Source organism: Streptomyces sp. NPDC048521 (assembly GCF_043199855.1).
Classification (GTDB): domain Bacteria; phylum Actinomycetota; class Actinomycetes; order Streptomycetales; family Streptomycetaceae; genus Streptomyces.
Genome location: NZ_JBICWR010000036.1, coordinates 1 through 13,070 on the forward strand (window position 1 = coordinate 1; position 13,070 = coordinate 13,070).

At 72.7% G+C, this 13,070-nt stretch carries 13 protein-coding genes; 9 read left to right on the forward strand and 4 right to left on the reverse strand.

What is annotated here, in order from left to right; genetic code table 11:
* Window positions 1-489: lipase family protein (locus tag ACGFRF_RS40740; RefSeq protein WP_393749059.1), on the forward strand; the 489-nt coding region annotated here is incomplete at its 5' end.
* Between the two features lie 6 nt (window positions 490-495).
* Here the strand turns inward: ACGFRF_RS40740 and ACGFRF_RS40745 are convergent.
* Window positions 496-1,176 (reverse strand): class I SAM-dependent methyltransferase, encoded by a 681-nt coding sequence (locus ACGFRF_RS40745; RefSeq protein WP_393749061.1) that lies wholly within the window; start codon window positions 1,174-1,176, stop codon window positions 496-498.
* Window positions 1,177-1,260: 84 nt separating this feature from the next.
* Here ACGFRF_RS40745 and ACGFRF_RS40750 point away from each other — a divergent pair, with 84 nt between their 5' ends.
* The 4 genes from ACGFRF_RS40750 to htpG all read left to right on the forward strand — a co-directional run bounded on the left by ACGFRF_RS40750 (window position 1,261) and on the right by htpG (window position 7,218).
* The gene (locus ACGFRF_RS40750; RefSeq protein ID WP_393749063.1) at window positions 1,261-1,719 is read left to right on the forward strand and encodes a flavodoxin family protein; all 459 of its coding nucleotides are present in this window, start codon (window positions 1,261-1,263) and stop codon (window positions 1,717-1,719) included.
* Window positions 1,720-2,346: 627 nt separating this feature from the next.
* Window positions 2,347-4,515, forward strand: a complete 2,169-nt coding sequence (locus tag ACGFRF_RS40755; protein ID WP_393749065.1) for an acetoacetate decarboxylase family protein — start codon at window positions 2,347-2,349, stop codon at window positions 4,513-4,515.
* A gap of 34 nt (window positions 4,516-4,549) precedes the next feature.
* Complete coding sequence (locus ACGFRF_RS40760) at window positions 4,550-4,813, forward strand: hypothetical protein (RefSeq protein ID WP_393749067.1); 264 nt, start codon at window positions 4,550-4,552, stop codon at window positions 4,811-4,813.
* Between the two features lie 575 nt (window positions 4,814-5,388).
* A complete protein-coding gene (gene htpG, locus ACGFRF_RS40765; RefSeq protein WP_393749069.1) occupies window positions 5,389-7,218 on the forward strand; it encodes a molecular chaperone HtpG in 1,830 nt (609 codons plus the stop codon).
* An 18-nt stretch (window positions 7,219-7,236) separates the two neighbouring features.
* Here htpG and ACGFRF_RS40770 read toward each other — a convergent pair whose 3' ends face one another.
* Together ACGFRF_RS40770 and ACGFRF_RS40775 are read right to left on the reverse strand one after the other, a co-directional pair.
* Window positions 7,237-7,893: a GNAT family N-acetyltransferase gene (locus ACGFRF_RS40770; RefSeq protein ID WP_393749071.1), complete on the reverse strand. Its 657-nt coding sequence runs from the start codon at window positions 7,891-7,893 to the stop codon at window positions 7,237-7,239.
* Window positions 7,894-8,535: 642 nt separating this feature from the next.
* Window positions 8,536-9,099 (reverse strand): ATP-binding protein, encoded by a 564-nt coding sequence (locus ACGFRF_RS40775; protein ID WP_393749073.1) that lies wholly within the window; start codon window positions 9,097-9,099, stop codon window positions 8,536-8,538.
* A 307-nt stretch (window positions 9,100-9,406) separates the two neighbouring features.
* Between ACGFRF_RS40775 and ACGFRF_RS40780 the strand changes: the two genes are divergently transcribed.
* The 4 genes from ACGFRF_RS40780 (at window position 9,407) to ACGFRF_RS40795 (ending at window position 12,475) form a co-directional block, all read left to right on the forward strand.
* Window positions 9,407-10,282 carry a helix-turn-helix domain-containing protein gene (locus ACGFRF_RS40780; RefSeq protein ID WP_393749075.1) on the forward strand — a complete coding sequence of 292 codons (876 nt, stop codon included), beginning with the start codon at window positions 9,407-9,409 and terminating at the stop codon, window positions 10,280-10,282.
* An 84-nt stretch (window positions 10,283-10,366) separates the two neighbouring features.
* On the forward strand, window positions 10,367-11,182 hold the full coding sequence (locus ACGFRF_RS40785) for an SAM-dependent methyltransferase (protein ID WP_393749077.1): 816 nt from the start codon (window positions 10,367-10,369) through the stop codon (window positions 11,180-11,182).
* 100 nt (window positions 11,183-11,282) lie between these two features.
* Window positions 11,283-11,759: an SRPBCC domain-containing protein gene (locus tag ACGFRF_RS40790; protein WP_393749079.1), complete on the forward strand. Its 477-nt coding sequence runs from the start codon at window positions 11,283-11,285 to the stop codon at window positions 11,757-11,759.
* Between the two features lie 215 nt (window positions 11,760-11,974).
* On the forward strand, window positions 11,975-12,475 hold the full coding sequence (locus ACGFRF_RS40795; RefSeq protein WP_393749081.1) for a hypothetical protein: 501 nt from the start codon (window positions 11,975-11,977) through the stop codon (window positions 12,473-12,475).
* Window positions 12,476-12,651: 176 nt separating this feature from the next.
* On the opposite strand, the gene ACGFRF_RS40800 is transcribed toward ACGFRF_RS40795, so the two are convergent.
* Window positions 12,652-13,068 carry a PP2C family protein-serine/threonine phosphatase gene (locus tag ACGFRF_RS40800; RefSeq protein ID WP_393749106.1) on the reverse strand — a complete coding sequence of 139 codons (417 nt, stop codon included), beginning with the start codon at window positions 13,066-13,068 and terminating at the stop codon, window positions 12,652-12,654.
* Window positions 13,069-13,070: the final 2 nt, after the last annotated feature.

Here is a 13,070-nt window from a genome sequence, read left to right on the forward strand (position 1 = left end):
CAGTCCGACCCGGCGCTGAAGCCGATCGCCGACCGGCATCTGAACCCGGCGGGCAAGGCGGCACTGGCCGACCTGTCCAGGATGTGCGTCGGCGATGCGATCCTCTCCTACAACTCCGCGCACAGCACGGCCTGGACGACCGACGGCTCCGCCATCAGCGACGTCGTCAGGGCCGAACCCGCCCTGCGGGACTTTCTCGACCGTCAGCGCATCGGCACGGCCAAGCCGGCGAGCCCGGTACGCGTGGCGACCGGGATCAACGACGACCTCGTCCCGCACGCACAGGCCCGCCGACTGGCCGTCGACTGGTGTCGCAAGGGCGCCCAGGTCACCTATGTGCCGGTCGTCGTACCGCAGCTGGGCCGAGCGCTGCTGAACCACTTCGCGCCGCTGCTCACCGACCAGGGCGAGGCCATCGGCTGGCTCACCGACCGGCTCGCGGGCAGGACCGCCGGCTCCACCTGCCGGTCCTTGCCCCTCCAGCCCTGACCGGCCTCACCCCGCGTCGCGCCGGCAGTGCAGGAACAGGTGCGGCTCGGGCACGGCGTCGGGATGGGCCGGTGCGAACACGGCATGATCCGCGGCCAGCACCGACAGCCCCGCCCCGGTCACCAGCTCCGTGAACGCCCCCGCGGCGAAGCTCGTCACCCGCACCGGCTGCCCCATGAACACCCCCTCGACGTCCTCCACGTCGAGGGGCACGGTGGCCAGCGCGACCAGCCCGCCCGGCCGCACCGCACGCGCCAGCTTCGCCACGACGCCGGCCTGCTCGGCGCGGGACATCTGCAACAGCGAGAAGTACCCGCACACGGCGTCGAACGACGCTTCTGCCAGCGGCAGTTCACGGATGTCGGCGAGCCGGAAATCGGCGCCGGGCACCTGCCGGCCGGCCAGCTCCACCATGACCGGAGAGACATCGACGCCCAGCACCCGGTGCCCGGCCTCGGTGAGGGTCTGCGCGGTCGGCCGTCCCGTCCCGCTGCCCACGTCCAGCACCCTGCTGCCCGGTGCCAGCCGCCCCAGCAGCCACCGCAGCGACGCCCGGTGCGGCTCGGACGCGGCGAACGCCTTCTCGTAGGCGAGCCCCAGCGCGTCGAACACCACAGCGGCCGGTGCCCGGCGATCGTCCTCGGCCACCACGTCTCCTCCCGTCACCGCGTGCAGGCTGCCGGGCATCGTCCTACCCAGGGCCGGTGCCGGTGACGCCCCGTCGTACCCGTCGTTTGCGAGCGAGGGCAGGCGCACGGCAGGGTGCCGGACGTGCCTACCTTGCTGATCGTCCATCACACCCCGTCCCCCCATTGCCAGACCCTGTTCGAGGCCGTCGTGTCCGGCGCCACGACACCGGAGATCGAGGGCGTCCGCGTCGTCCGGCGCGCGGCCCTGTCCGCCACCGCCTCCGACGTCCTCGTAGCCGACGGCTACCTGCTCGGCACCCCGGCGAACCTCGGCTACATGTCCGGCGCGCTGAAGCACTTCTTCGACCAGATCTACTACCCCTGCCTGGACGAGACCCGAGGCCGCCCCTTCGGTTACTACGTCCACGGCGGCAACGACGTCACCGGCGCCGTCCGCGCCATCGAGGCCGTCACCACCGGCCTCGGCTGGCGTCGCGCCGCCGAGCCGGTCACCGTCACCGGTGACCCCGGCAAGCCCGGCACACAGGCCTGCTGGGAACTCGGCGCCACGGTCGCGGCAGGGCTGATGACCGACGCATGAGGACCGGCGGCGCGGGGCGCGGCCACCGGAGTGCTCTTCGTAGGCTGCCTCCGGCCACCGGCGTGGACCGCACCGCCGCCCACCGAATGCTCTGTCCGGCTGGGAGACCCATTCGGGCGAGGGCCACGTGCGGGGGGAGGCGAGCGCGGCCCACCGGATCAGCCTGCCGCCCGCGGGGCTGCCGCCCGCGGGGCTGCCGCCCGCGGGGCTGCCGACCGCCGGGCCGCCGACCGTGCAGGCCGAGCGGCCGCGTACCGCCGTGGACGCGTATGCGCATCACGTCGTGTCCACCGAATGGCCCACCACGGAGGCAGGGGAGCCGCCCGACCGGCCGGGCTGGGAAGCGCTCGACGACCTCCTGGGGGCAGGGCAGGTCCCCCCGATGCCGCCCGCCCACCCGCGCCCGGCAAACCACCGGCAGGAGAACCCTGTCACGTGCGGGCGATCATGCGGGAGCCATGTGTCTCCGGTGTCCAGGCTCGGCGGCAGGCGCTGGACCGGTGGGGATCCCCGACCCGGAGGGATGGAGGTGCGGGCCTGGTTGCCCTGGCCGACCATGGGACGGGGACGGCGTCCCGCCGGTGTGGCGGTATGCCGTCGTACGTCGTCTAGCCGAGGGAGCGTCGGATGCGAGCGGACGGCCACGCGCCCGGACGGCCCACGCCGGACGGTCAGGACACCAGGGAACAGCTGCGCCGGTGCGCACGGGACGTGGTGGACGTCGCCGAGGGCATCCGCGCGGTGTCCGAGCGCGCGCGCACCGCGCTGTTCGCACCGCCCCTGACCGCCTCCGCGCGTCGCCGGCCCCGGACCGGCCTCGCCGCCCAGTGGGCGCTGCTGCGGGCCCTCACGAACAAGCAGGGCCTCGGCGGCCCGGGTATCACGGCGCCGCGGGGCATGGGCCATGTCCTGGGCGCCGCCGGTGAGGTGCTCGGCCGGGAGAGCCTGGCCGCACTGGTGGCCGTCACCGCCCTGCGGATCAGGATCGCCGCCGTCCTCGTCGACCACCCCGAGTTCGAGCGCGACCCCGGCATGCGCCGGCTGATGAAGGCCGTCACCGCCGACAAGGACCCGGAAGCCGTACGGGCCCTGCGCGCGCTGTTCCGGGACCGGGGAGCCCAGCGCGCCCTGTCCGGGCTGGCACCGCTGATGACCGAACTCCTCACCGTCCGGGCCCTGTTGGACGAGGATCCGCGGAACGACGAGACCGGCTGGGCGCTCGCCGTCGGCCGGGAACCGCCCGCCGACCCGCCGCACGGCATCGGCACCGGCCACCTCGCGGGCCGGGACAAGGGCGAGGGCGCCGCCGTGGCCGTCGATCTCACCGACCAGGAGAAGCAGGTCACCGCCACCGAGGGCTCCTTCCTCGGATTCCTGCGCAACATCGAGATGCTCTCCAGCGGCGGGCGGATCCTCGTGCAGAACGTGCGCGGCCCCGACGGCGTCGTCCGCTATGTCGTCCAGGCACCCGGCATGGCGCCGGGCCGCCCCCGCAACGACTTCCCGCAGGACTTCGTCGGCGCCTGGCGCAACCTGTTCATGACCGACTCGCCCTACACCCGCGCGATCCTGCTCGCCCTGGCGGACCACGGCATCCCGCGCGGCGCCGACCTCGCGCTGATCGGGCACGGCGAGGGCGGGATCGCGGTGCTGAACCTCGCCCAGGACGAGGAGTTCTGCCGCGCCTACCGGGTCACGCACGTCGTCGCCGTCGGCTCCCCGGCCGACAACAACAAGCCTGCCGACCCCCGCACCTGGGTCGCCGGCATCACCAACCAGCACGACATCGTGGCCGTCCTGGACGGCCGCGGCGCGGGTTCCGCGTTCGACCCGCACCCCAACCGGTACGAGGTCCAATACACCGGGCCCTCCCACGAGTTCCCGCTGTGCCACATGGTCCACGAGTACATCGAGCACCTGCGCACGGTCGTCCCCGAGGCCCGCGAGGCCGTCGACGAGGCACTCACCCCCTACCGGGGCCCCGTCGTGCGCACCCAGGCCTACCGGCTCAAGAACCGCGCCACCCCGCCCGAGGGCTACCCCTTCCTCGCCCTGCCCACCATGTCCGTGCCCACCACGGCGGGCCCGGTCGACGTACCGGTGCGCTACTACGACTCCTCCGCCGCCCACCTGTGCTACCCCGTCGACGCGGACGCCGCCCGGGGCCTGCTGCCCGACGTCACCGGGATGACACCGAGCCGGCTGGGCCGGCGGGCGCTCGCGGTGCTGTCGCTGTACGAGCACCGCTGCACCACGATCGGCCCCTACACCGAGATAGCCCTGTCCGTGCTCGTCGACGACCTGTGGCGGCCACGGCCGTACGACGCCGTCACCGACCTGCTGCGCCGCGTCGACCTGCGCCGCACCGGCCGGTACGTCGTCTCCCTCGCCGTCACCAGCGAGGAGGCCCGGGTGGTCGCCCAGGAGATCTGGGGCCAGCCCGCGATGCGGATGACCGCCGAGGCGGACCTGGCGGACCGTCAGATCGCCGCCCGCTCCCGAGCCTTGGGCCTCGTCGTCGAGGGCCGCCTCGGACCGGGCGTCCGCTGCCCCGAGGCCGACTGGATCCTGTACGGCCGGCGCGGCGAGAGCACCGTACGCACCCTGGTCCGGGCCCACGGCCGACTGCGGCTGCATCCCGGCACCGGGGTCCGGCTGCGGCTGGACACCCCGGCGGCCGAACCCCTCGCCGGGCAGCTGCGCCGGCTGCGCATCGACGCGGTCCGGCCCCTGTTCGTCCTGGCCAGCCCCCAGCTCATGGTCCATCGCAGCGCCGGTGCCGTCCTGCCGCGCTGAAGTACCGCACCCGCCCGCCCGATTGGGAGCCACCATGGTGACCGAGTCCCCCCGAGCGACCGCGGCCGCGGCCGACGAACTCCTCGCGCATGTCGACGGCTTGCGCGCCGACGCCGACCTCATGGACGGCTACGCCCGCCGGCTGCTCCGCACCGCGGCCACGCTGAGCGGCTGCCCGGCGGCACCCGAGTGGAGCCGTCCCCTCCTGGAGCGGCAGGCCGCGGGCTGCCGCACGGCGGCGGAGCAACTCCGTGCCGCAGCCGAAGCGTTGCTCACCCACGTACGAGCCGGGGACTGAGCCCGAGCCGGGTCCGGCGCGGCGCGCCCCGGCCCACCGCGGCACTCCTGCCGAGGGAGACCAAGCGCTGCGCCGTCTCCTCCCGCGGGTTGCGGTACACCAGGTCGGAGAAGCTACAGCTCTCCGGGGCAGGTGGAGGGTGCGAACGACGTAGAGGCAGATCCCGTGGGCGGACGTCGCGGCACACGTCCGGAGCGCCTGCCGCCCACGCGGGTCGCCGGAGATCAGCGACGGGCCGATGACCCGGGGAACCAGGGGCGCGGGCCGGCCGCTGGAGGACCTGGAGACGCCTCGCACAGGCCTGGACCTACAGCGGTACGCGCAGGCGACACAGCCCCTGGCGGAGAGGACCTGCCCCGGCCGACCGGCCTTGACGGGTTGCCGACGGGCCGGTGTCATCCGGCATCGAGGCTCGGGCAACGTGTGGCGGCCGGCCCCGCTGTCCTGCGGGGAGTCCTGGCACCACCTCCACCACGCGGACCCCACCAGCGCCCGGCACGGCTTGTGTGGGCGGTTCCCGATGTGCCAAATTTCCAGGGAAGCGCTCACATCCGTATATGGCCAGAAGGGAAGCAATGAGCACGGAGACGCTGGAGTTCCAGGCCGAGGCGCGGCAGCTGCTGCAGCTGATGGTCCATTCGATCTACTCGAACAAGGACATCTTCCTGCGTGAACTCATCTCCAACGCCTCTGACGCCCTGGACAAACGGCGCCTCGCCGGACTGAAGGACGCCGGTCTGAAGGCCGACGACCTGCACATCGAGATCGAGGCGGACAAGGAGGCCCGCACGCTGACCGTGCGGGACAACGGCATCGGCATGTCGCGCGACGACGTGGTGGGGCTCATCGGCACCATCGCCCGATCCGGTACGGCCGAGACCCTGCGCCGGCTTCAGGAGAGCAAGGAATCGGCCGAGCTGATCGGCCAGTTCGGCGTCGGTTTCTACTCCGTCTTCATGGTCGCCGACAAGGTCACCCTGCTCACCCGCAAGGCCGGCGAGGAGACCGGTGTGCGCTGGGAGTCGGACGGTGACGGCACGTACACGATCGAGACCGTCGAGGGCGTGCCGGAGGGCACGGCGGTGACCGTCCACCTGCGTCCGGCGGACGCGGAGGACGCACTGTACGACTACGCCGACGAGTGGAAGATCCGGGAGATCGTCAAGCGGTACTCGGACTTCATCTCGTTCCCCATCCGGATGGGGGACGACACCCTCAACTCGATGAAGGCGCTCTGGGCCCGGCCGCGGTCGGAGGTCAAGGACGAGGAGTACCGGGAGTTCTACCGGCACATCAGCCGTGACTGGTCGGATCCGCTCGAGGTCATCCAGATGAGGGCGGAGGGCACCTTCGAGTACGAGGCCCTGCTCTTCATCCCCTCGCGTGCCCCGCACGACCTCTTCCAGCGTGACGCCCGCCATGGCATCCAGCTGTACGTCAAGCGCGTGTTCATCATGGACGACAGCCGCGAGCTCCTGCCGAGCCACCTCCGCTTCGTCAAGGGAGTCGTGGACGCCGCCGACCTGTCCCTGAACATCTCCCGCGAGATCCTCCAGCAGGACCGGCACATCCAGCTGATCCGCCGCCGCCTGGCGAAGAAGGTCCTGTCGACCATCAAGGACCTCATGCGCAGCGACGCCGAGAAGTACCGCACCTTCTGGCGGGAGTTCGGCGCCGCCATCAAGGAGGGCCTGCTCGACGCGAACGAGGACCACAAGGCGATCCTCGACGTCGCGTCGTTCGCCTCCACCGCGGGCGAGGATCCCACCACCCTGACCGACTACGTCGCCCGGATGAAGGACGGCCAGGACAAGATCTACTTCATGACCGGCGAAAGCCGCGCGCAGGTCGAGAACTCCCCGCACCTGGAAGCCTTCAGGGCCAAGGAGTACGAGGTCCTGCTGCTCACCGACCCGGTGGACGAGATCTGGGTCGAGGCGGTGCGGGAGTACGACGGCCGGGAGTTCCAGTCCGTCGCGCGAGGCGCCGTGGACCTGCCGTCCGAACAGGAGCTGTCACAGGAGCGGTCCGGTGCGTACGCGCCCTTGCTGACGTGGCTCAACGAGACGCTCGACGACGTGAAGGACGTACGGCTGACGACCCGTCTGACCAGCTCGCCGGCGTGCCTGGTCAGTGATGCCGACGCCCTCACGCCGACGCTGGAGAAGATGTACCGGGCGATGGGCCAGGAACTCCCACCGGTGAAGCGCATCCTCGAGCTGAACCCCGAGCACCCGCTCGTCAGCGGGCTGAAGTCCGCGTACGAGCAGCGCGCCGCGGACCCGGAGCTGACCGAGACCGCCGAGCTGCTGTACGGCACCGCCCTGCTCGCGGAAGGGGGCGACCTGGCTGACCCGGCCCGTTTCGCCAAGCTGCTCGCCGACCGCCTCGCCAGGACCGTGTGACCGACGCCCCGCGCGGGATCAGCGGCAGCGGGACGCCGCAGTGGTGTCGTGCCGGTGCCAGACCGCGTCGACCACCCGGCCGTCGGGCAGGGTGTGCCGGCGCGGTCCCCGGTCCGGGACGAGGCCCGCGTGGGCCAGGGCCCGCCGGCTCGCGGTGTTCCCGGGCTCGGCGCCCGCCCGGACGGTGGCCAGCCCGGCGTGGGTGTGCGCGAGCGTGAGACCCGCTTGGAACAGCTCCGCACCCAGGCCCTGGCCGCGGCAGCCCGGCGCCAACCAGCCGCCCATCTCGCCGGAACGGTGATCCAGCTCGAGGGCGCCGGCATAACTGAGGTCTGACCTGCGCACGCAGACCAGGAACATCGGGTCGTCGGGTCCGGGCACGAACGGCTCGGCCAGCAGCCGGGGTACGCGGCGGCCGTCGTCGCCGGCGGGCCGCCACCGCAACAGGGCCCTTCGGGTACCGGGGTCGGGCACGACCTGGTCCGCCTGGGTGCCGAGCCACCGCTGCGCCTCGGCGTCCGCGCACGCGGCGAGCGCCGCCGCCACGTCCAGGCGGTGCCGCGGCGTGAACAGCAGCAGCCGTTCCGTGGCCAGGACGTGCCGGCCCGGCGCACACCGCCCGGGCACCGGCAGGCCGGGCGCGGCGCGGACCCGGCGGATGAGCGACCAGACCATGATTCCCTCGACCCCCGACGGAACGGCCGGCACGGCGGACCCGGAGTCCCCAGGGGATGCGAGCCGTCGACGGATGCGGACGATCCGCACCGGCGGTGAATCTAGCGGGTATCGGGTCCGGGTGTCGTATCCGCGGGGTGTCCGAGACGTCGTCCGCCCGCGGGTGAGTCGGCGGAGCGTGCCCTTGAGGGGTGCCGGTGATCCGTACGGGCGGTGAATGGGGGTGGCGGGGCCGGGTGTCGTATCCGGGGGTTTGGGACGTCGTCCGCCCGTGGGTGAGCCGGTGCCGGTGGATGGGGGCTGTCGAGGGGGTGCGGATGATGCGTTCGGGCGGTGAAGGGGGCGGGCGTCGTCCGGGCCTGGGTGAGTCAGGGATGCGGAGCGATCCCGGACCGGCCGGTGGATTCGGTGGGTGTCGGGGCCGCGTTTCGTGTCCCGGGGTGTTCTGAGCGCCGGACGGCCACGGGTGGAGCCGTGGGGTGGGGGCAGGGGGTCAGGCGGCCTGTTGGCGGGCTTCGGGCTTGGGGTGGGTGCGGGTCCAGGACGGGTCGGCGGCCGGGGCGGGGCGGGGGGCGGTGCGGTGCATGGCAATCCTCCGGACGGGTGGGGGACGGTCCGTGGGGTCGGAAGTGGTCGGGCGTGTCAGGAGCGGCCGACGGCCAGCTCCGCCCAGACGGCGCGTGCGGACCGGCCGGGCAGGGGTGTCACACCCCAGTCGCGGCTCAGGGCCTCGACGAGGAAGAGCCCGCGCCCGTGCTGGTCGTCGGGCCCGGGACGGCCCGCTGCCGGGACAGCGGGTCCGCCGTCCTGGTCCTCGACCTCGACGCGCACCCGCTCCGCGGTGCCGTGGAGCCGGCAGACGATCCGCTCGCCGCCCGCGTGCACCAGCGCGTTCGTGACCAGCTCGGAGGTCACGAGGACCACGTCGTCCCGGACGTCACGCGGCACGCCCCAGGTGGTCAGCAGGTCCCCGACGACTCTGCGGGCGGTGCGCACGGCCGCCGGGACGGCCGGCAGGTCGAAGGCGGCGGCGGAGCCAGGGAGCGGGGTCCCGGAGACGAGCGGGTCGGGGCCGTCGGGCCCGGGGAGTCGACCGAGGCGCTCGCCTCCGGGTGGTCTGCTGACGCCGACCGGGACCGGCGGTAGGTCCGGTCCCCGGTCCTCAGGACGTCGGTGGAGCGGTCGGGGGAGGGAGGGCGGAGCCATCGCCGTGCGCCTTTCGTCCGGCCTCGCGTGTGGGGGTGCCGGCCGGCCGCTCGCGCAGCAGACGACACACCGCCTCTTCGGAGGCCGTGGTGCGGCCCGGTCTCCCCCAACCCGGCCGCGCCGCCCGCTCCTTGGGTCGGCCGGAGCAGTGCCCCCACTCTGGCACCTGCCAACAACGACTCGCAACCGGCAAGTTGAAATTTGCAAGTGGCCACGTGCATGCTGCTTCCGCCAGCCGGTGATCGCACGGCGCGGGGAACTCCGATGCCTGCCGGGCCGGCCCTGAGACCTGGCGAGGGGGTGGGGTGTGACCGCGGAGACCGACTGGGGCGGTGCCCCTTCCGTACTGCGCATGATCCTCGGCCGGCAACTGGAGGAGCTGCGGACCCGGGCCGGTCTCGGCTACGCCGAGGCGGGCGCGGCCATCGGTGTCAGCCACTCCACGATCCGCCGCATGGAGGCCGCCAAGGTGGCCCGGCTGCGGCTCGCGGACGCCGAGAAACTGCTGCGGGTCTACGGCGTCACCGACCAGCAGGAGATCGACACCTTCCTGCAGTCCGTGCGCGAGGCCAACAAGCGCGGCTGGTGGCACACCTACCGCGATGTGATGCCCGACTGGTTCGCCGCCTATCTCAGCCTGGAACAGGCCGCGTCGCAGATCCGTGCGTACGAGAACCAGTTCGTGCACGGTCTGCTGCAGACCGAGGACTACGCGCGCGCCCTGCTCGGCGCGGCCAATCCGCACGCCTCCGCCGAGGCCACCGAACGCCGGGTGGCGCTGCGCATGCGCCGCCAGGAGCTGCTGGCCAGGAAGGCACCGCCGCGGCTGTGGGTGGTGATGGACGAGACCGTGCTGCGCTGGCCGGTCGGCGGGTCCGAGGTGATGCGTGCGCAGATCGACCGTCTCATCGAGGTCAACCGGCTGCCGCAGGTGACGGTGCAGCTGATGCCGTTCGCCAACGGGCCGCATCCCGCGATGCGGGCGGGCGCCTTCCACCTCTTCCGGTTCCGGGCTCCCGAACTGCCGGACATCGTCTACCTCAACGGCCTCGTCGGGGCCGTCTACCTCGACAAGGCCGACGACGTCGTGGTGTACCGCGAGGCACTCGACCGGGTGGGCGCCCAGGCCGCGCCGGCCCGGAAGACCGAGGCCCTGCTCGGCACGATCCGCAAGGAGTTGTGATCCTGCCCGCGGTGAGAGAACTCCCTTGGAAGCAATCCTCGTTGCGCGAGTCCCACACCCCCCGACCCGAATGGGAGACACGGCGTGCCCGACAACGGATGGCCGGCCGACCGGATCGACACCGAGAACGCCCACTCCGCCCGCATCTACGACTACATACTCGGCGGCAAGGACTACTACCCGGCCGACAAGGAGGCCGGTGACGCCATGTCCCGGGAGTGGCCCGCCCTCCCGGTCCACATGCGTGCCAACCGCGACTTCATGAACCGCGCCGTGCGCTGGCTCGCCGAGGAGGCGGGCATGCGCCAGTTCCTGGACATCGGCACCGGCATCCCGACCTCGCCCAACCTGCACGAGATCGCCCAGGCCGTGGCCCCCGACTCCCGGGTGGTCTATGTCGACAACGACCCGATCGTCCTCACCCTCTCCCAGGGCCTGCTCGCCAGCGCCCCCGAGGGCCGCACCGCCTACATCGAGGCCGACTTCCGCGACCCGGCCGCCATTCTGGACGCCCCCGAGCTGCGCGAGACCCTGGACCTGAGCCGGCCGGTCGCGCTCACGGTGATCGCCATCGTCCACTTCATGCTGGACGAGGACGACGCGGTCGGCGTCGTACGCCGCCTGCTGGAACCGCTGCCCCCGGGCAGCTACCTGGCCATGTCCATCGGCACCGCCGAGTTCGCGCCCGCGGAGGTGGGCCGGGTGGCCCGCGAGTACGCGGCCCGCAACATGCCGATGCGGCTGCGCACCATCGACGAGGCCCACGAGTTCTTCGCGGGCCTGGAACTGGCCGAACCGGGCATCGTCCAGGTGCACAAGTGGCACCCCGACGGCACCGGCGAGAAGGACATCCGCGACGAGGACATCGCGATGTACGGCGCGGTCGCCCGCAAGCCGTGACAGACCCGGGGCCGGGGTCCGACCCACCTCCCGGACCCCGGCCCCGTCCATGCCGTACGACGGGCCGGGCCGCCCCCTTCCGAGCCGGTAGCGTGGGGCCGTGTACGCCACCCGAGTCACCCGGCGCGTGCAGGCGCCCCCGCGGGATGTCTACCGGGCCCTGCTCGACCCGGACGCGCTGGCCGCCTGGCGGGTCCCGGCCGGCATGACCGCCCAGGTCCACACCTTCCAGGCCCGTGAGGGCGGGGCCTTCCGGATCTCCCTCACCTACGGCGACGAGGGCGGCACCGGCAAGTCCGGCGCGCACACCGACAGCTACCACGGCCACTTCGCCCGCCTCGTGCCCGACGCCCTCGTCGTCGAGGTGTTCGCGTTCGAGACCGAGGACGACGCCCTGCGCGGCACCATGACCATGACGACGACCCTCACCGCGAGCGACGGCGGCACGGACGTGGAGATCCTGCACGAGGGCATCCCCGACGCCGTCCCCCGCGCCGACAACGAGCTGGGCACCCGCATGGCCCTCGACAACCTCGCCCGGCTGGTGGAAGAGCGGCTGCCACCCGAACCGGAATGACCGACGGGAATGACCGACCGGAATGACCGAAAGGAAGAGGTGACTCGTCCGGAATTCGCCGCAACCCTTTCCGCACCTCAACTCCTGGGAATCCCTGGGAAACGAAGAGGAAAGAAAGACGGAAGAAGCGGAACCGGAGCGAGGGAAATGAGGTCTTAAGGTCCGTCGACGGCCGGGATCGGGCCGGTCGCGAAGAAACCGGGGGAATGACACAGATGTCCGTACGCAACCGCAAGACCCTCCTCACCGCCGTGGCTCTCACCGCCGGCCTGAGCCTCGCCGCCGTGACGCCCGCCCTCGCGGGGAGCACCGCGAGCCACACCACCCGCGCCGCCGCCGTGTCGTCCGCCCAGGGCGACCCGCGCGACGTCACCCAGCACGTGGCCGACTTCTACGGCGCCTACATCGACTGCGTCTGGGCCACCGAGGACCCGTCGGCCGTCGCCGGCGCCAAGGCGCTGCGGGCCTTCTACCTCTCCGCCGACGCCCAGAAGAAGGTCGCCGCCTACGAGGAGAAGGAGCACGCCGACGGCATCCTGTTCGCACAGAACGTGCCGGTGAAGTGGAAGGTGACCTACACCGGTTCCGGTGCGGGCCACGCCACCAGCCGGGTCACCCTGACCTGGAGCGACGGGCCGAACGCGCAGGTCAGCAGGATCGACGTCCAGTCCGACCTGAAGACCCTCGAGATCACCGACCTCAAGCCGGTCGGCTGACCCGGAGGACGGGGCGTGCGCCCCGCCCCGCCCCACTCGGGGCTGGGCGCACGCCCGCAGTGCCGGCGGGGGCGCGGGCGGTGCCGGCGGAGGCGTCACCTTCAAGCGGGCCCCCGTCGAACGCCGGGACGCCGACACACGGGCGAAGGAACGTCTCGGGCACCGGCAGCCAGGGGTCAGCCGTGGGAGCCGGGGCCGGGCCGGGAGGTGCCGCCGCCGATCGCGCGGCCGTGGTGTCGGTGCCGGCCGGCCGGCGTGCGGTGCAGCGCGATCAGCGCGGCGTCGTCGTCCAGCCGGCCGCCGACGTGGGTGAGCAGATCACGCCGCAGGTGGTGCATCAGCGCCTCGGGGCTGTCCTCGCTCCAGCGCGCGACCCGCTCGGCGAGCGGGTAGAACCGCCCGCGGGCGTCCCGTGCCTCCACCACACCGTCCGTGTAGAGCAGCAGCGTGTCGCCGGGTTCGAAGGAGAACACGTCCAGGATGTGCTCGCCGCCGGCGTTCACACCGAGCCGCGGTGACGGGTGCAGGCTGGGCATCGTGACGACATGCCCGGGGCTCAGCAGCAGGGGCGGCGGATGACCGCAGCTGGTCATCC